Raw genomic sequence first — 20,038 nt, 5'->3', positions numbered from 1 at the left:
TTTGATCCTAAAATTAAAGTAATGAGCCATTTATTTGGCAGTTTAATAATAATAAAAACTAAAGATGGTAGCTCATTACATTTTCTACGCTGAAAACCAGCAGCCCAGAGAATGTATAAATACTCACGCAGTATACCAACTTTTTAGAATAGACGGTGATGGTTTTATAAATGACTGAAGACATTCTACTGAAGTACGAAAGTTTGGTTGACGAACTTAAATCGTATTTAGGTAATGCCAAATTTGACACTATCTTTAAATCAAAGACAGCAGGTTTAACAAAACCTGAGCAATTCTTGATCAAGATGGAAATGTCACGCTTATCGCAACCCATTGCTCGTTTTATTGATTTACGTGGCCAAGTTACAGGCCAGGTGAAGCCTTATGAGTATGAAGGCAAACAACACTTTATGGATGAAACCGCCATTGCGGTATTTGAAAAAGCCATAAAACGTCATGGTGGGTATATTCTTGCGGTTTATGAAGCCGTTATGAATACCGATAACAATCACCGCGTCATGCAAAAAAAGGCTGCACAGCAAGCAAACCAAGCTGACCAACAAAATGAACAAAAACGAGATTGTCAGGTTATTAAGTTTGCTTCTTATGAAAGTCGTCGTGAAGAACGAATGAATTACTCAATCAAAATTACGGTAGAATTGAGCAAAGACAATACAATCGCGGCCAGTACGTCTGATATTTCTTTAAGTGGCGCAAAAATCAAACTTTCCCCTCGTTACCAAGTCAAGAAAGGCCAATTGCTTGGGCTACGCTTAGTGGGACTTGAACAAGATTTTGAACTGGGTTTAAAAAACGGTATTCAATACGAAGTTGTTGCGGTTGAAAAAATATCGACAGAGTATAATCATGTGCGGTTAAAACGCACTTTTATCGAGAACAATGCAAAGTTCGATGAATTTTTAGAAAGCTTTATTCATGGTAATAAGCGCCGTTATAAGGTGAATTTAGATAACACTTTAGATGCTGTGGTTTCTAAGGGCTATGAGCAGTATTATATTCCTCGCGTTACCTCATTATTCACCTTTTTTAGCCTGCAAAATGACAAGCTCTACCCAAGCTTAGTGCTCACAACTGAAAACAATATTTTCATCCAGCGTTATTTTTGTGATGAACGTAAGTTATCCTGTTTATATACTATTTTAAACCAACAACGTTTAAGCCAATTATTAAGTAACCCTGCGCAAGTTAAAGAAGAGTATTTATACACCTTTACCCATGTAGTCGCTGGTAAAGTATATTACTATTCAGCAACACGCAGTGAGCTTGCTAAAGAGCCACATTTAAGTGCGTTATTTTTTGGTTTTGGTAGTCAAAAAGACAGCTGGCAATGCTTTAAAGTACAGTTAATGCCTAGCCACCCTGAAGACTCATATATTCCGCTGAGCTTACCAAATACCGCAGCTAAAGATATTGAAAAGCTCAATAAGCCCCCTTCGCCTCGCGTTCAAGGTATGATCAAAGACGTAAAGTATTTACTGATCTTAACCTCCATTGGCACCGCAGCAGAACAAGCCCATTATCAACGTTTTGATTATGATAAAAGTATCGTTAATCAGTTAAAGCGCTTTGGGCACGGTAAACATAAAACTCCACCAAAGCTTGAAACCGTTGATTTAGAGTATGTGAACCTGCGCTCGCATAAGCGCTATTTATACAAAACTGATGCACTATTAACTACACAAGATGAGCAAACATATACCGCCCATAGCCGTGATTTCTCAGTAATGGGGCTACAAATAGAATGCGAACAACCCGTTACTTTTCAAAAAGGTGACATTGTAGAGTTAAGCTTGCCTGAGCTACAAAAAATCACTAAAAAGCATGTGCTTAGTAAATTGAAATATGAAGTGATGGCTGTTAGCAAGTCATTAACCACTATCAATTTAAAAGCATCTAGAGTAGCTGACGTCCCGCATGAAGGGGTGAGGTTTTTCACACAGTTAATTGAAAATAATAAAGATAAACTAAAAGTATCTGAAGAAGCACCAAAAGTACCTGGACTTTCAACGGCACTTAGGAACATGGTGACTAAGAGCGTGTGTCAATTTCCGTTTTACTTACATAAAGAGGCGGCGCATTTTAAAACAGGCGCAATTGGCCAAGGTTTATACCCCAGTCCATTACATATTATTTTACAAAACTATGGTTTGCTCAATGACACCACCAGCATTGATGCGCTTTTGCCACCAGAGAAAATAAATGAGGTCATTACCCCACAAATAAAAGACCGCAGCCGACAAGATCCACCATTACCTTTTACTTTATTTATCCGTTTTGATCCGAAAAAATCAACTATTGAAGAGGCTGTGAAAAGCCAATGCAGTGCAACGGACGATTTCACCCCTAACCTCCTCTTTTTAAAGAAAGGTTTAAAATCTGAATTGTTATTTATAATGCGTGTTTTTATTTCGCGAACAGGTCGCCCTGACACTGATTACTTAGCTAACGAGCTAAAATACGTAAGCCAATACGCACTTCATAAAGCCAAAGATCTGGAAGAAGCGTTGTGGTCAGTAGCAGGTGTTGGTGACATGGTTGATGTAACTGATGAAACGCTTAGTCATTTAGATTTACCAGTTGAGCTGATAGAACAAATGAATAAGCGTAAACAAATTTGGTTAAAGCGACTAAGTTAATTACTCAGCCATTGGAATGGTTAATAAATACAGCAGCTGCAGTAGCGAGCCTTGGCAAATGGCTGCTTGAGCTTGCTCAACCACCTTCGGCTTACCGTGAACGGCAACTCCGAGCCCTGCCTCTGCCATCATGGTTAAATCATTTGCGCCATCACCAATAGCCACTGTTTGCTGCATTGGTAAACTTAACTGCTGCTGTAAGTTACGAAGTACCACGGCTTTTTGCTGCGCATCAACAATTGTACCCAGCACTTTACCTGTGAGTCTGTCGTCTTTAAACTCTAAAACATTAGCATGGATTTCATCTAAACCAATAAGCTGTTGCACTTGCTCAGCAAATGGTACAAAGCCACCTGATGCGATGGCTAAATACCAACTATGTTGTTTCAACACTTCGCATAATTCTTTAATCCCCGGCATTAAAGGCAAGCTGCTTTTCAGCTCATCAATTAAGCTTGGCTCTATTCCCTCAAGCTTGGCTACACGTTGATGCAAGCTTTCACTAAAATCTAATTTGCCAGCCATTGCTTGTGCAGTCACCGCCGCAACATCATCGTACACATCAGCTAGACGAGCAATTTCGTCAATACATTCGATGGTGATGGCAGTTGAGTCCATATCCATGACTAATAAGCCTGGAGCTGTAAGCTTTGGCGGCTTGCTAACTTGTACAAGTTGAAAACCCAGCGGATGAGCAAACTCATTCAGTAATAGGGGGTTAATACTCGCGTTTGCGGTATCACTGTAAAAGCACAAAGCAGGCGTTAAACTTGGATCAGGCTGATAACGACATACAGCTGAGACTGTAAATTGCTGTTGCGATAAAAACTGAACAATATCTGTTAGTTGTTGGCCGTTAAAATTCCCAGTAAAAGCAATGCTAAACACCCCTTGTGGATCGGCTGGTAAAGGTGCTTGCTCTACTAAGGCGCTTTGATAGTGATACCACTTGCCTAACGACAACTGCATTGACAATTGCTCAGATGAAAGGCTCGCAATGCGCTCCAATGTCATGGTGACTCCAAAAATAATACTAATGTCTCCCCTGCCAAATAACAGTTAACTCGCCATAAAGGGGGATTTAAGGTTATAGTTAGGCTTAGTTGTAACATCAAAAGCAAAAGCTGTCAGCAGCGTAAACGGTGACTATGAAAAATAACCATCTTAAAAACCCTATTTCAGCATCCCTAAGGCAGCGTTTAGTGCGATTAAGCATTGCTGCTGCTTGCTTTTTATTACTGACTTGGGTAGCGGTTAATGGCAGTTTTCAAAGTCACCAACTGCTTTATGATAATGCAGACAGCACGGCAAGAAGCTTAACCCGCTTTATGGCACTTAATGCTAAAACACCATTACTTGAAAAAAACAAACCCGAACTCACCGCCTTATGTAATAGTATTAGTAAAGATGAGTTTGTATTAGCAGCAACGATTTACGATCATCAAGGTGTCCTTATCGCCAGTAGTGATAATTGGCAAATGCACCATTTATTGGGGAAGTTACCAAATTCAACTCCAGGTATTAGTAAGCTTAAGACACCGTTTGTTGAACCAATTATAAGTGATGATAATCGCCCATTGGGGTTTGCTTCTGTTACTTATTTAACTCGCTCAGCGGTGGCAACGAGTCACAGTAGTTTTCATGATCTAGGTCGCCAAGTATTACTAATGCTGGTGATCACCTGTATTTTCACATGGCAACTTGGCCGAGGCTTAAAGCGCTGGCAGGTTAATCGCTATATCCGAAAAAGTGCTGAACACGATTCATAAAGCTGCTTTTTAAAATCAGCTTTATAAGGTGCTGTGATCTGCTTCAATTGGCATAGTTGTTCAAACACTAAAGGCAGCTGTAACGGCGTATTGATTTGCCCCTGAAAGCCCGCCAATGGCATTGATGGCGCATCTGTTTCAAGCACTAAATGTTCAGCTGCCAATGCAGCAACGACACTACGGGTCTTTTGTGCCCGCTCATAGGTGATCACGCCACCCACTCCTAGCTTAAAACCTTGCTTAATGTAGTACTGTGCTTGTTGCATTGAACCTGAAAAGGCATGAATAACCCCACCGAATTTAGGCTTGCAACGCTTAAATGACTGTGCAATTAAATCGTGGCTTTGTCGATGATGTACGATCAGAGGCAATGCTAGTTGATTAGCAAGTTCAATATGATGCTCAAATATCTGAGTTTGTAAGGCTAAATTATCGATACTGCGGTCAATACCACATTCACCAATAGCAACCAGCTGCGGCTGATGTTGCTCGGCAAATTCAGTTAATGCTGCTAAATGGCTTGGTTGATATTCAGCTAAAAAATAAGGATGTAAACCAGCGGCAATGTGCACGCCCTTATACTTAGCGGCAAATGCAATTAATGCGTGAGATTGTGCCAAGGTAATCCCCGGCACAATGAGTTTGTCGATGCTATGCTGCTGACATTGTGCAATGAGTTGTGTGCGAGAAGCATCAAATTCAGCAAAGTCTAAGTGGCAGTGAGAATCAATAAACGCCATAGCAGCTTATGGATTCAAGCGTGTAATTTGCCAACTATTATCAGCTTGGCGCTGATACATAAAACGATCATGTAAACGATGCGCGCCGCCTTGCCAAAACTCAATTTTGGTAGGCACGACGCAATAGCCGCCCCAAAAATCGGGTAATGGGATTTCACCCTTCGCAAATTTATTTTTCATATTGGCAAAGGTTTCCATCAACACTTTACGTGATGATACCGGCCTACTTTGTGCTGATGCCCATGCTGCTAACTGGCTTTCTTTAGGACGGGACAAAAAGTATTTCGCTACCGCTGAGGTCGGTAACGGCTGTGCTTCGCCATAAACAATGACCTGACGCTCCATGGTGTGCCACGGGAAGTGTAACGATATTTTGTTATTACCTTTAAGCTCTTGCGCTTTACGTGAGCCAGTATTGGTGAAAAATACAAAACCATTATCATCAAGGTGTTTTAACAACACAATACGCTGTGAAGGCTGACCAGTTTCATCCACCGTCGCCACCACCATCGCAGTTGGGTCTGATAAATTAGCGGTTACAGCGTTATCGAGCCACTTTTCAAACTGCTTAAAAGGGCAATCAAGCAAACTATCTTCGCTCAACCCATCTTGTAGGTATTCACGACGAATATCTTCGAGTTTCATATCAAATCCTTCTTTATCAGCTATCAGCTATCAGCTATCAGCTATCAGCTATCAGCTATCAGCTATCAGCTATCAGCTATCAGCTATCAGCTATCAGCTATCAGCTATCAGCTATCAGCTATCAGCTATCAGCTATCAGCTATCAGCTATCAGCTATCAGCTATCAGCTATCAGCTATCAGCTATCAGCTATCAGCTATCAGCTATCAGCTATCAGCTATCAGCTATCAGCTATCAGCTATCAGCTATCAGCTATCAGCTATCAGCTATCAGCTATCAGCTATCAGCTATCAGCTATCAGCTATCAGCTATCAGCTATCAGCTATCAGCTATCAGCTATCAGCTATCAGCTACAAAATTAAGCCATTGCAGCTCAGTGTCAAGCTAAACCTAGCACCTAGCACCTAAAATTATCTGCAAGTGTAGGAGTGCTAGCAAGGCAATGAGTTTATTTATGCCAAGGAGCATACGTGTTTTGTATGTGACTTAGGCTAAATAAACTCATTAACGCAGCTAAAGCGAACTACACGCAGTAGGTTACATTTGCTCCATGACTTCAATGCCTAACAGGTCCAACCCTGTTTTCAACGTATCCGCCACTAAATTACACAACACTAAACGGCTGTCACGTACACTTGGCTCTACGCCGTCTTTCAGTACTGGGCAGGCTTCGTAGAAGGTCATGTAAAGACTAGCCAGCTCATATAAGTAACTACATAATACGTGCGGTGTTGCTTCATTGATCATTTGATCAAGCACTTCTTCTAATTGAAGAAGTTTTAGTGCAAGGGCTTTTTCTTGTGGCTCAACAATGGCGACATCTGCGGTTAAGTTTGCTGCGTCTACACCCGATTTACGGAAGATGCTGCGAACACGCGTATACGCGTATTGTAAGTAAGGGGCCGTAGCACCTTCAAAACTAAGCATGGTATCCCAGTTGAAAATATAATCACTGGTACGATTTTTTGATAGGTCGGCGTATTTAACCGCACCGATACCAACTTTACGGGCGATTTCTGCACGCTCTGCATCCGTTAAATCAGATTCACGCTCTGCCAGTTTTGCCGTTGCACGAACAATTGATTCTTCTAGTAAATCAGCAAGTTTAACCGTACCGCCAGTACGGGTTTTAAATGGTTTACCGTCTTCGCCCATCATGGTGCCGAATGGGCAAAATTCGTAACTGGTTTCATCACGTAATAAACCCGCTTTACGGGCTGTAAGCTCTACTTGATTAAAGTGCAGACTTTGGCGGGCATCAACAAAAATTAAGATACGAGCTGCGCCTAACTTATTTGAGCGGTAATCACAGGCCGCTAAATCAGTGGTTGCATATAAGAAGCCACCACCTGATTTTTGTACAATAAACGCTGATGGCTCACCATCTTTATTCGCTAGTTCGTCTAAAAACACCACTTGTGCGCCTTGCGACTCCACAGCAATATTTTTGTCTTTTAATAACGCGATAATGTTATTAAGCTCACTGTTATATGCACTTTCAGCCATAATGTCGTCTGGCGTTAGTGTTACATTTAAACGCTTATACACTTCTTCAGAATGTTTTACTGAGGTTGCAATAAATAACTTCCACAGTTTTTCACAGTGTGCATCGCCACCTTGTAGTTTTACTACGTAATCACGGGCTTTATCGGCAAACCCTTCTTCTTCATCAAAACGCTTTTTCGCGTCGCGGTAGAAGGTTTCTAAGTCAGCCAATGCCACTGAATCTAAATCAACACCTTGGTTAATTTGATCTTCTAGGTGAGCAATCAACATACCAAACTGAGTACCCCAATCACCCATGTGATTTTGACGAATAACCGTGTCACCACGAAACTCAAGGGCACGCACAACAGCATCGCCTATGATAGTTGAACGTAAGTGGCCTACGTGCATTTCTTTTGCAAGATTTGGTGATGAGTAATCAACCACAACGGTTTGCGGCTTTGCATGCTCAGCAACTGCAAGTTTTGCATCTTGATTTGCCGCTTTTACGCTGTGCGCTAAAAATTCAGGCTTGAGGTGAATATTAATAAAACCTGGGCCTGCAATTTCAGTTTTATCAGCAATATCGCTAACATCTAAGTTATCAATAATTTTTTGTGCAAGCTCACGAGGATTGCTTTTCATTTTTTTAGCCGCACCCATTGCACCATTAATCTGGTAATCACCAAACTGTGGACGAGTACTTTGTGTAACCGCAGGATTAGTGTCTGCGGGTAGTCCTGCAGCAGTCATTGCAGCAATAGCTTTATCGATTAGAAGCGTACGAATATTCATGTAATTTGTTACCTTTGTCAGCCCGCATTGCGGGCTTTAATTAAATTTTGCGTTTAGTTTTCACGGGTGTGGTTAAACGTCACTTCAGGGTAACGCTCTATTGATAAATTAAGATTCACACGGCTTGGCGCTATGTAAGTTAAGTTATCACCGCCATCAAGTGCTAAGTTGCTCTCGCACTTACGTTTAAAGTCTTCAAACTTTTTAACGTCATCCGAACTGACCCAGCGTGCTGTATTTACATTCACGCTTTCATACAAAGCATCTACGTTATATTCTGCTTTTAAGCGTGCCACAACCACGTCAAACTGCAGCACACCGACTGCACCCACGATTAAATCATTATTGATAAGCGGTCTAAATACTTGTACTGCACCTTCTTCTGAAAGCTGTACTAAGCCTTTTAACAATTGCTTTTGTTTTAGTGGATCACGCAAACGAATACGGCGGAACAGCTCTGGTGCAAAGTTTGGAATACCAGTAAATTTAAGTTTTTCACCTTGGGTGAAAGTATCACCAATTTGAATCGTACCGTGGTTATGTAAACCTATAATATCACCAGCAAACGCGTCACTTGCGCGTTCACGGTCGCCGGCCATAAAGGTCACTGCATCAGATATACTGACTTGCTTGCCAATACGCACATGGTTCATTTTCATACCTTGGCTGTACTTGCCCGATACAATACGCATAAAGGCAATACGGTCACGATGTTTTGGATCCATGTTGGCTTGAATTTTAAATACGAAACCGGTGAAGTTTTCTTCTGTAGCAAGAACTGTACGGTCTTCTGTTTCACGTGGCAGTGGCGTTGGCGCCCATTCAGTCAGGCCATCAAGTACATGGTCAACACCAAAGTTACCAAGTGCAGTACCAAAATATACTGGTGATAATTCACCGGCTAAAAATAGCTCTAAATCAAATTCGTGTGAAGCACCAATAACCAGCTCTAATTCTTCACGTAATTGTTCTGCTAATTCGTCACCAATTGCTTCATCCAGCTCTGGGTTATCTAACCCTTTAATACTGCGTACTTCTTGAATCGTATGACCTTGGCCTGTTTTATATAAAATCGTTTCTTCGTTATGAATGTGGTAAACACCTTTGAACTCTTTACCACAACCAATTGGCCACGTGATTGGCGCGCAAGCTATGTTAAGCTCAGTTTCAACTTCGTCTAATAACTCCATTGGGTCGCGGATATCACGGTCACACTTATTCATGAAAGTAACAATCGGCGTAGTACGCAGGCGTGTTACTTCCATCAATTTACGGGTACGATCTTCGACACCTTTTGCCGCATCGATAACCATTAAACATGAATCAACAGCGGTAAGAGTACGGTAAGTATCTTCAGAGAAATCTTCGTGCCCTGGGGTATCCAGTAAATTAACGAGCGCTTTGTTGTATGGAAACTGCATTACAGAGGTAGTTACTGAGATCCCACGCTCTTTTTCCATTTCCATCCAGTCTGATTTTGCATGCTGATTAGAACCACGCCCTTTAACAGTCCCCGCTTTTTGAATAGCCTGCCCGAACAACAGTACTTTTTCAGTAATGGTGGTTTTACCCGCATCCGGGTGAGAAATGATCGCAAAGGTGCGTCGTTTATTAATTTCACTAGATAAATTAGACATGTAAGCCGCTTTAAGTCATAACAAGGCACAGCTAAAACAACCCGATTCAGGTTATTTTGAGGCATTGTAAATATAAAATAGAATTACTGACATTATACCTTGTTTGTTGTAGCCAAAAAAGCAGCGATTGCAAGTAATTAACTGCTTAGTAAAATTCAAGTAATTCAAACATATTGAACTGTTAGGGTTAGCCACAGACTTTTAACTACCGAAACAGTCCTCAACATCAAAACCGGAACTCAATCCCCCTGAAACAATAGCTAAAAGCATCTTACCGCCAGCAAGTGATAATAAAAACAATTACCACTTGCGACCCTAATTTAAAAACAATAAAATAATGACGATTTGTATTTGAACCAAACTTAATAATGGCTACTATTAATTTTTCTCCAGTTACATTTTCTGCATTAAAGCAACAAAACTTATCACTATGTTCTGTTGCGATTTGCTTACTTGTTATTACAGTTCACGCTGCTGCTATTACCTTGCTGTGGTTAGAAACAGCGAATACTCGAGTGGTGTTAGAAAAGAATCCAAGCTCTATCAAAGGGAACTTAATCTACTTCCCTAGTAACACTAAGCAACCCACTAGAAATAACTTGTTTGATCAAAAAATACAGTCTGAACCAGCTAAAAAACCTGAACCTGCGGCAAAGCCTGAGCCTGTGGCAAAACCTGAGCCTGTGGCAAAACCTGAACCTGTGGCAAAGCCTGAACCTGTGGCAAAGCCTGAACCGGTAGCAAAGCCTGAACCGGTAGCAAAACCAAAGCCTGTAATTCAACCCAAGCCTACCCAAGCACCTAACGCCGAGCCTACAAACTCAAACACTCAACAATATGCTGATGACTATAATATCGAGCTACCTGCTGGTTTAGTTTTACCACACTTAAGTGATGCCAATGCCGTTAATAATCCAACTCCACGCTACCCTCGCTTATCTCGCAGAATGAAAGAGCAAGGAACGGTTTTACTAAAAATTTATATCAATGTAAGTGGCAAGGTAGAGCAAATACAGTTGCACCAATCCAGTGGGTTTTCTCGATTAGATCAATCAGCTAAAGCCACTGTTAAACATTGGCACTATCAACCAGCGAAACAAAATAATACGCCTATTGGCTATTGGTACATACAACCCGTGCATTTTGCACTTAACCAACCCTGATAAGGAGGATTTATGGAAGGTCCCTATGGTATTACAGCGCTTTGGGCACAAAGTGATGGCGTAATTAAAACTGTCGCAATATGCCTACTTTTAATGTCTGTTGCATCGTGGAGTGTCATTACAATAAAAGCGGTAAAGCTATTTCGATTACAGCGCTGTGCATTAAAAGTAAATGGATTTTGGCATTCTAAAGACATTCATGCTGAAATAAAACATCTCGACACACGCTCAGGACATCCGACCCCTTTTAGTCAGCTAGTAAATGAAGGACTCAATGCTAAAGCGCATTACCAGCAACATAAGAATGAACTGCACAGTGATTTAAATCTCACACACTGGCTGACAACATGCTTGCGTCATTCTATTGATGGCAGTAAAGCGGAGCTGCAGCGAGGTTTAGCCATATTAGCATCTGTTGGCGCAACCGCCCCATTTATTGGCTTATTAGGTACTGTATGGGGTATTTATCATGCCCTAATTAATATAGGCATCAGTGGTCAAGCTAGTATTGATAAAGTAGCGGGCCCTGTGGGCGAAGCGCTGATAATGACGGCTTTTGGCCTTGCTGTCGCGATCCCCGCGGTCTTAGGTTATAACGCACTAACTCGTGGAAATACACAAGTGATAGAGCGCCTCAATTTCTTTGCTCACGAAATTCATGCTTACTTAGTGATTGGCTCTGCCCCCAGCAAAACTGCGCATCAACTAAAAGTTGTAGGAGAGTAGCTATGGCTTTTGGTCAACAAATAAATGATGAAGAACAAATGATGGCTGAAATCAATATGACTCCGTTTGTCGATGTAATGTTGGTGTTGCTTATTATTTTTATCATTGCGATGCCGGTGATCACTCAATCCATCACCGTGGAACTCCCAAAAGCACAAGTAACACAAAGTGAATTAACTGAACATGTAGAAAGTATAAGTTTGCAGGTTATGGCTAATGGTCAAATCAAATGGAAACAGCAAGATATTGATATTACTGCGCTTAAAGCTAACTTAGCAAACATAGCGCAGCAATCTCCTCAACCTAGCTTGCAATTGCAAGGAGCTGCACAAGTACCTTATGAAAAAGTAGTACAAGTGATGGCATTGGCGCAGAATTCTGGCGTGACCTCGTTAAATTTTGTTACTCAATTACCTTAGCAATTTTACTAATTTATGTAGCCTAAAACCAGCCATTATCTCTAAATTTAAAAACAACATTACGACATAACAAACTGATTTAAAAATCATTTCACACAAAAAATAAGGAGTTTATGTGAAACCTACTCGTCCCATCTTAGTATTCCCTAAGCCTCTATCAGCCATTACGCTTGCATTGATAGCCGTTAATTCTATTTCTATTAGTTACGCAAAAAGTAATCAGCCGAGTCAATTAAAAGCTGTCACTGTCAATGCTGATGCTGATCAAGAAACAGCAACGGGCCCTGTTGATGGTTTTATTGCTCGTAAGAGTGTCACAGCAACAAAAACAGATACGCCACTCATTGAAACACCACAATCTATTTCCATCGTCACAGCAGACAAAATAGAAGCAATTGGAGCAACGCGAGTAACAGAAGCCCTAGCTTACACAGCAGGTGTAAACACCTCTCCATGGGGAGATTTACCTCAATATGATTGGTTGTATATTCGTGGTTTCGATGCCTATGCGCCTGGCTTTTATCAAGATGGATTACAGATCAGAAACAGTGGTAACTGGGGGATATGGCAAACAGAACCCTATGGAATGGAACGCATAGAAGTACTAAAAGGCCCTGCCTCTGTATTATATGGCCAAAATGGTCCTGGTGGCGTTGTCAATTTAGTGAGTAAAATGCCAACTCCATTTAGCCATAATGAATTACAAGTTAAGGTGGGGAATTATGAGTTAAAACAAATCGCTGTAGATATGTCTGGACCTTTAGATGATGATAGTGAATATTTATACCGGTTCACTGGTTTAACAAAAGATGCTGAACTCAGTACTGAATCACTAGAAAATGATCGTGACTATTTAGCGCTTTCATTAACTTGGCAACCAAGTACTCAAGGAAAAATCACCTTTTACTCGCAATATTACAACGTTGACGCTGGCGCCGCGTGGCATGCTTACCCACTAGAAGGCACATTATTACCTAATCCTAATGGTGATATCGCTATTTCTACTTTAATTGGTGAGCCCGATTTTAATCGCTATAAACAAGAGCAATGGGTGGTAGGCTATCAAGGTGAGTACCACTTCAATAATAATTGGCAACTTCAACAACACAGTCGCTATGCTAAGTTTAATGTTGATTATGGGGTAATCTGGGGTAAATGGGCGCAAAAAAATAGTGACCCACATTCAGCTGATAACTTTCGTTATTTAAAACGTACCCCTTTATCTAGCCAAGAAACGGTAACCGGCCTTGCAATTGATACTCGTTTAATAGGTAAAATCAATACAGGTAAACTACAACACACAATCTTACTTGGTATTGATTATCAGGACACTGAAATAGATGTAGCTGCTCGCTACGGCGGTGTATTAGATGACTTAGATATCTTTGCGCCGAACTATGGCTCTGAGGTCATTCAGCCAGAACCAAATATTGCCGGTATTTCAACGCTTGCACAGGTCGGTGTTTATCTACAAGATCAAATTAAATTTGATGATAAATGGATAATGACACTAGCTGGACGTTGGGATCGTGCCGAAATAAAAAATGAAACGCCCGATGGTATTATTGATCCTACCTCGCAGCGCACAGATACAGAGTTTACTGCACGTGCCGGCTTAGTTTACCTAGCCGACAACGGTTTAGCTCCGTATATCAGCTATTCAGAATCTTTTGCCCCAACCACTAATGTTGACCCTCAGCAAGGTAGGCCATTTTCACCTGAAACTGGCCGTCAATATGAAGTAGGTGTGCGCTACCAACCATTTGACACGGCAGCAAGCTATAGCATGGCAGCATTTGATATAGAGCGTAGTGATTTCACGCAGTGGGTATGGACAACAGAACCTGCAGGGTTCAAACAAACTGGCGCCATTGAAGTACGAGGGGTGGAGTTAGAAGCACTGGTGCAACCAACGAGCAGAACAAATATCACTGCGGCATACAGCTGGATACCTACAGCCGAAGTCACTGAAAGTGGTAATACAATTGAAATTGGTAAGCAAGATAAAGCTATTTCAGAGCATCAATTCAGTGTGTGGGGCGACTACCGTTTTGCCGATGTATTCACTGTTGGCTTAGGGGCACGTTACACCGGAAGTAATTATGGCACGGGAGAAAAAGCGCCAATTGCAGTCGACAGTTATACGTTACTGGATGCGATGCTAAGCTATGATTTAGCGCAATGGAAACTAGCTCTAAATGTACGTAACCTGACAGATAAAACAGTGATCACCACTTGCGGCAGCACTTCATGCTCCTATGGCGACCGTCGTAAGGTGGCACTCACCGCAACGTATCAATGGTAAAAACTAAGCAATAAGTAACCAATGTAAAAAGTGGCGCTTAGCTGCTTTTTACAACCCACTGGAACAACTCTATTAACTATCGTCTCGAGATGCTAATAAAAACAACGAAGAAACCGCTCACGTTAGATCCCCTACTACTCAATTTCCCACAAATCAGAAAACTTAATTACCACAAAAGTGACTTCTACTACTCACTATGTGTATTATGGGGAAGTATTTATTATCACCAATTTGCTAATGGCTATAGTAATTAGGAATAGATTGCAAAGGATCCCACCAGCACAATGAAAACCAGTAAGCTAAGTATAAGATTATTATGGTATATCACGCCGTTGGTGATTTTGCCTTTGCTGTTTTTAGGTGGTTTTACTCTCACCAACGTTACCAGTTCTACACAAAAACAAGCGGAACTTATAGTTAGTCGTTTTGTTGAGCAACAACAGCAAAAAATGTTTAACTACATTGATTCGTTCCACTCAACCACTAAATTACTGTCAACTTCCCCTGTACTCAGTGACTTTTTAGCCGATGACTTACGCGACAACGGTAACTACACCCGAAGACTGGGCGCGCTAATGGATGTATTTGCGAGTTACTCAGAGGCTTACCCTGATATCATTAGTGTGAATTTGATTTCACCCGATGGCCATAGCGATGCCTATTACTCCAGTAACTTAAATACCGCACCAACCAGCTACCCATTTTTTTCGCAAGTATTACAGAGTAACTTACGCCAGCAGCAATTTATGGTGCAAAAGCAAGATGGCACCACGAGCTTGTATTTTATTCAACGTATTTACAGTGCCGATTACTACCTAAAACGACCGCAACAGCTTGGCTTTATTGTAGTACACGTTGAACCATCCATTTTAAATACCAGCATTTTAGAAGCGCCTTATAACAACACGCTTAATTTACTGCTCACCAATAATGGCAAAATATTATTTAGCTCTGATTACGATAAACGCGGCCAATATATTAGTGAGTATGAACTAAAACAAATTCATGAACTCGCTGATTTGGGCAAGCTTTCAACCATAGAGCTATCCAGTATAGATAAAGTTGAACGGATGATTTACGCCATCCAAATGAGTGGCGGTTATTATTATGTCTCGACCATTCCTAAAGCGTTACTTTATCAATCTGGTAAAGCCATCAGTTTAATTACCGCGTTAATTGTAATTATTTCAGTGATCACCTTGCCGATGCTGATTTTTATTGTGGTGCGCAATTTATTACTTAATCCAATAGAATTACTTGGCGCCGCCAGTCATCGCGTTGGTGACGGTGACTTATCTGTGTACTTACCCGCCCATAATAACGATGAAGTAGGTGTATTATTTAACGATTTTAATCACATGGTAAACCAAATTCGTCATTACCAAGACGAACTTGAAGAATATAAACATCACCTTGAAGATAAAGTAGAAAGTCGTACAAAAGCACTTGAAACCATGAATAGCCAGCTAGAGGTTGCTATTGCTCAAGCAGAGCAAGCTAATCAATTAAAAAGCCGATTTTTAGCTAATATGAGTCATGAAATTCGTACCCCACTGACCGCTATTATGGGCTTTACTGAGCAACTATTGCACAGTAATAAAACCAGCGGCGATGCGTTGCACCTAAGTACTATATTGCGCAACTCGAAGCACCTACTTGAGCTCATAAATAATATTTTAGACTTATCAAAAATTGAAGCGGAAAAGCTCGCTGTCGAAAAAGAGCCGCTTGATATAGTGCAACTGGTGCATGATATTGATTCTATTATTCGTCCTTTAACACAAGAGAAAAAGCTCAGCTGTAATATTAATTTTCACTTACCACTGCCACGGATCATTAATAGTGATGGCACGCGTTTAAAGCAAATTTTAATCAATATTGCCAGTAATGCAGTGAAGTTTACCGAACAAGGTTTGATCACCTTAGACATTACTTATAATAGTGATTCACAGCTTATTGAATTTGCCATTCAAGATAGTGGCATAGGTATGTCAGAGCGTGAGGTTGAACGGGTATTTAAGCCGTTTGAACAAGCTGATACCACCACCACTCGTCGCTTTGGCGGTACAGGATTAGGCTTATGTATTTCTAAAAACTTAGCCCAATTACTCGGCGGTGATGTGTATGTACAAAGTACTCCTGGCAAAGGTAGTTGTTTTCGTGTACAGATTGCCTGCAACTTAGTAACAGACAACGAACTATTACCTCTGATGCTCACAGAGCAAAGCCAATTAACACCAGAAAAAGACTTACAACTTTCATTTGCACAAAATAATTTCGATGCCAATATTTTAGTCGCAGAAGATAACCCTGATAATCAACTATTGCTCAAGTTACTCTTACAAACATGGGGGCTTGAGCCAGATATTGCCAACAACGGCGCTGAGGCTGTTGAAATGGCATTAGTGAATGACTACCAGTTGATTATCATGGATATGCAAATGCCAGTGATGGGAGGACTAGAAGCGACACAAATGCTGCGTCATGCAGCATATGATGGCCCAATCATTGCCCTCACCGCGAACGTAATGAAACATGACGTCAATACATATCTGCACGCAGGTTGTGATGAGGCGCTAGCTAAACCTATCGACAAAGACGCTTTAGAAAGTGTACTGGTTACTTACTTAAATATTGAAAAAGACACGCAGAATAAATGGGAAAACTTACTCAATAGTGAAAAATTCCAGCAAATCAATAACGACTACCGTTCAAAGTTGCCTGATTATTTAATTCAAGTAACACAATTACACAATGCCAACGAGTGGGAGCAACTCAGAGCGCTTGCCCACAGCTTAAAAGGCAGTGCTGGTTGTTTTGGTTTTAGTAATATTCATCATGCTGCAGCGGCACTTGAGGATAATTTACGTGGACGCGACCAAAGCCGACGTGATTATTTAGCGCTAAGCTTAATTGAGTCGATTAAATACACCTTACAGCAACAGCCGTTAACCGAAGTATAAAATGTACTAGCCTACCTAAGTTAGCCAAATAGCAGCGTCATGCCCATAAGAATAGCATCTTCATGGCCATTTTTGGTTGGATCATCGCTTGGGTAATAGTTTTTACGTATCGACATCTCACTAAAGCCTGCTTGTTCATACAGCGCAATGGCGCGGGTGTTGGTTTCTCGCACTTCTAAAAACAAGTTTTCAGCATTATGCTGCTCACCGTAAGCTATAAAATTAGCAAGTAACTGCTTAGCAATGCCCTGCCCTTGGAATTGGGGTGCTACACAGATATCCATTAAGGTAAAATCAGGGCCTGCCTTTTCACCAATATAAAACCCTATCATTTGTTCTGCTTGAAATGCCGCTAAATTAAAATAGCGCCCAGCTAAACATGATTGCATAGTGCTGCGCGCCCATGGATGGCTATGGCATGCGTTCTCAATATGCATCAACGCATCTATCGATGCTTCAGTGACTGCTTTAAAGGTTATCAATATGTTTGCTCATCAGCGCCCAAAGTGCGCGTTTAGTATCAGCATTAAGCTGTTGAGTTGGTAAGCTCAGTTGACCGTCATGCCATGCTAAAGTGTCGCCCTTTACTACATTACTAATATGCAGTGGCGTAATAGCGCGATTTAAATCAGCGAGTAATTGTGTACTTAGCTCAACGGGTATAAGTGGTGCTTCAGCTTTAGGCTCACACACGTCTTCAACAACGGGCTCAGAGCGAAAATGCGTATTTAGTTCAAGGTTTTCTATACCAAAAATAGCTGCGTATCGTGGATGCATAACAACTCAGTAGATTTAAACACTAGAACAATATAAGAAGTAATAAAAACGATGTAAAGAAGAAATGGCAGGGGCGGAGAGACTCGAACTCCCAACCATCGGTTTTGGAGACCGCTGTTCTACCAATTGGAACTACGCCCCTGCAATGACGACGAATTATAGAGACCTTTCGCTAAAGGTAAAGAAAAAAATTACTTTTTTGGTTTGTTTGCTTTTTAAATAAACAAAACGGCGAATTAGCATGCTAATTCGCCGTTTTATAATCAGTTAAAAAAACCGTTTATAGGTTATTCCCACTCAATCGTTGCCGGTGGTTTACCTGAAATATCGTAAACAACACGTGAGATACCGTCGATTTCATTAATGATACGGTTTGAAACCACACCTAAGAACTCATACGGTAAGTGCGACCAACGTGCAGTCATAAAGTCAATCGTTTCAACACAACGAAGGCTTACAACCCAATCGTACTTACGGGCATCGCCCATAACACCGACCGATTTAACCGGTAAGAATACCGTGAACGCTTGGCTCACTTTATGATAAAGCTCAGCTTTATGTAGTTCTTCAATGAAAATTGCATCAGCACGGCGTAGTAAATCACAGTACTCTTTTTTGATTTCGCCAAGTACACGCACGCCTAAACCAGGTCCTGGGAATGGGTGACGGTAAAGCATGTCGTATGGTAAACCTAGCTCTAAACCAATTTTACGTACTTCATCTTTAAATAATTCACGTAAAGGCTCAACTAAGCCCATCTTCATGTCATCTGGTAATCCACCTACATTGTGGTGAGATTTAATCACATGCGCTTTGCCTGTCGCTGATGCTGCTGATTCAATTACGTCTGGGTAGATAGTACCTTGACCTAACCACTTCGCATTTTTAAGCTTTTTAGCTTGCTCATCAAATACGTTGATAAAGGTGTGACCGATAGCTTTGCGCTTATCTTCTGGATCTGATTTACCAGCAAGATCAGCTAAAAATTGATCTTCAGCATCGACTTTAACAATGTTAAGGCCAAACTTGTTGCCAAACATGTCCATCACTTGCTGACCTTCGTTTAAACGAAGTAAACCGTTATCAACAAATACACAAGTTAGACGCTCACCAATAGCACGGTGAATAAGCATAGCTACAACTGATGAATCAACACCACCTGATAAGCCTAAAATGACTTCGTCTTCACCTACAGTGTCTTTAATACGCTCAATCGCGTCATCAATGATTTTTGCAGGTGTCCATAACTTTTCACAACCACAAATATCAATTGCAAAACGCTCTAATAAGCGTTGACCTTGATGCGTGTGCGTTACTTCTGGGTGGAACTGTACGCCGTAAAAACGCTTTTCTTCGTTAGACATTGCCGCATGCGGGCAAGTAGACGTTTTAGCTGTGGTTTTAAACGTAGCTGGAATTTCCATTACTTTATCACCATGGCTCATCCATACATCAAGTACGCCATTGCCACCATCAGTAATATGATCTTCAATTGCATCAAATAATGCACAGTTGCCTACTTTTTCAACCTGCGCGTAACCAAACTCTTTTTTATCAGAGCTGTGAACGCTGCCGCCTAGTTGCGTTGCCATTGTTTGCATGCCGTAGCAAATACCAAGTACTGGTACGCCAGCATTAAATACATACTCAGGGGCACGTGGGCTGTTTTCTAAGGTTGTTGACTCTGGGCCACCAGATAGAATGATACCTTGTGGGTTGAACTCACGGATTTGTTCTTCCGTTACGTCCCATGCCCACAGCTCACAGTAAACACCAATTTCACGCACACGGCGGGCGATCAATTGCGTGTATTGCGAACCAAAGTCTAAAATAAGAATTCGTGAATCGTGAATGTCTTTGCTCATTGAGGATCTCGTTAGTCAAGAACTGGCACTCAGAGTATCTGAATGACTAAAAATAAATAAGGGCTAGCAAATGCTAGCCCAGTAATTTCAATA

15 protein-coding genes and 1 tRNA gene are annotated in these 20,038 nt (G+C 41.2%); 7 read left to right on the top strand and 9 right to left on the bottom strand.

The features are described from left to right. Nucleotides 1–170 precede the first annotated feature (170 nt). Nucleotides 171–2,657, top strand: a complete 2,487-nt coding sequence (locus tag KAN5_RS01015; RefSeq protein ID WP_244390233.1) for a PilZ domain-containing protein — start codon at nt 171–173, stop codon at nt 2,655–2,657. Here the strand turns inward: KAN5_RS01015 and serB are convergent, their stop codons facing one another. Continuing rightward, entirely contained in the window at nt 2,658–3,671 is a 1,014-nt protein-coding gene (gene serB, locus KAN5_RS01010) for a phosphoserine phosphatase SerB (RefSeq protein WP_244390232.1), read from the bottom strand. It lies immediately after the preceding gene. 134 nt (nt 3,672–3,805) lie between these two features. Here serB and KAN5_RS01005 point away from each other — a divergent pair, with 134 nt between their 5' ends. Beyond that, nucleotides 3,806–4,426: an AhpA/YtjB family protein gene (locus KAN5_RS01005; protein WP_016708654.1), complete on the top strand. Its 621-nt coding sequence runs from the start codon at nt 3,806–3,808 to the stop codon at nt 4,424–4,426. Here KAN5_RS01005 and KAN5_RS01000 read toward each other — a convergent pair. The 4 genes from KAN5_RS01000 to prfC form a co-directional block, all read right to left on the bottom strand. Next, entirely contained in the window at nt 4,393–5,166 is a 774-nt protein-coding gene (locus KAN5_RS01000) for a TatD family hydrolase (RefSeq protein ID WP_016708653.1), read from the bottom strand. The genes KAN5_RS01005 and KAN5_RS01000 overlap by 34 nt on opposite strands. A 6-nt stretch (nt 5,167–5,172) precedes the next feature. Then, a complete protein-coding gene (gene pdxH, locus KAN5_RS00995; RefSeq protein WP_016708652.1) occupies nt 5,173–5,811 on the bottom strand; it encodes a pyridoxamine 5'-phosphate oxidase in 639 nt (212 codons plus the stop codon). A gap of 536 nt (nt 5,812–6,347) precedes the next feature. Beyond that, entirely contained in the window at nt 6,348–8,090 is a 1,743-nt protein-coding gene (gene argS / locus KAN5_RS00990; protein WP_016708651.1) for an arginine--tRNA ligase, read from the bottom strand. A 53-nt stretch (nt 8,091–8,143) separates the two neighbouring features. After that, nucleotides 8,144–9,727, bottom strand: coding sequence for a peptide chain release factor 3 (prfC, locus tag KAN5_RS00985; RefSeq protein ID WP_138555662.1), 1,584 nt, complete (start codon nt 9,725–9,727; stop codon nt 8,144–8,146). A gap of 368 nt (nt 9,728–10,095) precedes the next feature. On the opposite strand from prfC, the gene KAN5_RS17515 reads away from it, so the two are divergent. The 5 genes from KAN5_RS17515 (at nt 10,096) to KAN5_RS00960 (ending at nt 17,303) form a co-directional block, all read left to right on the top strand. Then, a complete protein-coding gene (locus KAN5_RS17515) occupies nt 10,096–10,890 on the top strand; it encodes an energy transducer TonB (RefSeq protein ID WP_279612630.1) in 795 nt (264 codons plus the stop codon). Between the two features lie 12 nt (nt 10,891–10,902). Beyond that, nucleotides 10,903–11,616 (top strand): MotA/TolQ/ExbB proton channel family protein, encoded by a 714-nt coding sequence (locus KAN5_RS00975; protein ID WP_244390231.1) that lies wholly within the window; start codon nt 10,903–10,905, stop codon nt 11,614–11,616. A 2-nt stretch (nt 11,617–11,618) separates the two neighbouring features. Beyond that, on the top strand, nt 11,619–12,035 hold the full coding sequence (locus KAN5_RS00970; protein ID WP_244390230.1) for a biopolymer transporter ExbD: 417 nt from the start codon (nt 11,619–11,621) through the stop codon (nt 12,033–12,035). Nucleotides 12,036–12,150: 115 nt separating this feature from the next. After that, on the top strand, nt 12,151–14,340 hold the full coding sequence (locus tag KAN5_RS00965) for a TonB-dependent siderophore receptor (protein WP_016708646.1): 2,190 nt from the start codon (nt 12,151–12,153) through the stop codon (nt 14,338–14,340). A gap of 284 nt (nt 14,341–14,624) precedes the next feature. Further along, the gene (locus tag KAN5_RS00960) at nt 14,625–17,303 is read left to right on the top strand and encodes an ATP-binding protein (protein ID WP_016708645.1); all 2,679 of its coding nucleotides are present in this window, start codon (nt 14,625–14,627) and stop codon (nt 17,301–17,303) included. Between the two features lie 20 nt (nt 17,304–17,323). On the opposite strand, the gene rimI is transcribed toward KAN5_RS00960, so the two are convergent. The 4 genes from rimI to guaA all read right to left on the bottom strand — a co-directional run bounded on the left by rimI (nt 17,324) and on the right by guaA (nt 19,945). Continuing rightward, on the bottom strand, nt 17,324–17,785 hold the full coding sequence (gene rimI, locus KAN5_RS00955) for a ribosomal protein S18-alanine N-acetyltransferase (RefSeq protein WP_016708644.1): 462 nt from the start codon (nt 17,783–17,785) through the stop codon (nt 17,324–17,326). After that, nucleotides 17,772–18,080: a hypothetical protein gene (locus KAN5_RS00950; protein ID WP_016708643.1), complete on the bottom strand. Its 309-nt coding sequence runs from the start codon at nt 18,078–18,080 to the stop codon at nt 17,772–17,774. Before KAN5_RS00950 ends, rimI begins: the two co-directional genes overlap by 14 nt. A gap of 65 nt (nt 18,081–18,145) precedes the next feature. Further along, a tRNA-Trp gene (locus KAN5_RS00945) sits at nt 18,146–18,222 on the bottom strand. Between the two features lie 145 nt (nt 18,223–18,367). Beyond that, on the bottom strand, nt 18,368–19,945 hold the full coding sequence (gene guaA, locus KAN5_RS00940; protein WP_138555668.1) for a glutamine-hydrolyzing GMP synthase: 1,578 nt from the start codon (nt 19,943–19,945) through the stop codon (nt 18,368–18,370). Nucleotides 19,946–20,038 lie beyond the last annotated feature (93 nt).

The sequence above is a fragment of the Pseudoalteromonas sp. KAN5 genome (assembly GCF_022846535.1).
Classification (GTDB): Bacteria; Pseudomonadota; Gammaproteobacteria; order Enterobacterales; family Alteromonadaceae; genus Pseudoalteromonas; species Pseudoalteromonas haloplanktis.
This window is presented reverse-complemented; position numbering and strand designations above follow the sequence as displayed.

Bases quoted from the DNA above. Each gene is read 5' to 3' on its own strand.
- KAN5_RS01015 (WP_244390233.1), top strand. From the start codon at position 171: ATGACTGAAGACATTCTACTGAAGTACGAAAGTTTGGTTGACGAACTT.
- pdxH (WP_016708652.1), bottom strand. From the start codon at position 5,811: ATGAAACTCGAAGATATTCGTCGTGAATACCTACAAGATGGGTTGAGC.
- prfC (WP_138555662.1), bottom strand. From the start codon at position 9,727: ATGTCTAATTTATCTAGTGAAATTAATAAACGACGCACCTTTGCGATC.
- KAN5_RS00970 (WP_244390230.1), top strand. From the start codon at position 11,619: ATGGCTTTTGGTCAACAAATAAATGATGAAGAACAAATGATGGCTGAA.
- KAN5_RS17515 (WP_279612630.1), top strand. From the start codon at position 10,096: ATGGCTACTATTAATTTTTCTCCAGTTACATTTTCTGCATTAAAGCAA.
- KAN5_RS00960 (WP_016708645.1), top strand. From the start codon at position 14,625: ATGAAAACCAGTAAGCTAAGTATAAGATTATTATGGTATATCACGCCG.
- KAN5_RS01000 (WP_016708653.1), bottom strand. From the start codon at position 5,166: ATGGCGTTTATTGATTCTCACTGCCACTTAGACTTTGCTGAATTTGAT.
- KAN5_RS00950 (WP_016708643.1), bottom strand. From the start codon at position 18,080: ATGCATCCACGATACGCAGCTATTTTTGGTATAGAAAACCTTGAACTA.
- KAN5_RS01005 (WP_016708654.1), top strand. From the start codon at position 3,806: ATGAAAAATAACCATCTTAAAAACCCTATTTCAGCATCCCTAAGGCAG.
- serB (WP_244390232.1), bottom strand. From the start codon at position 3,671: ATGACATTGGAGCGCATTGCGAGCCTTTCATCTGAGCAATTGTCAATG.
- guaA (WP_138555668.1), bottom strand. From the start codon at position 19,945: ATGAGCAAAGACATTCACGATTCACGAATTCTTATTTTAGACTTTGGT.
- argS (WP_016708651.1), bottom strand. From the start codon at position 8,090: ATGAATATTCGTACGCTTCTAATCGATAAAGCTATTGCTGCAATGACT.
- KAN5_RS00975 (WP_244390231.1), top strand. From the start codon at position 10,903: ATGGAAGGTCCCTATGGTATTACAGCGCTTTGGGCACAAAGTGATGGC.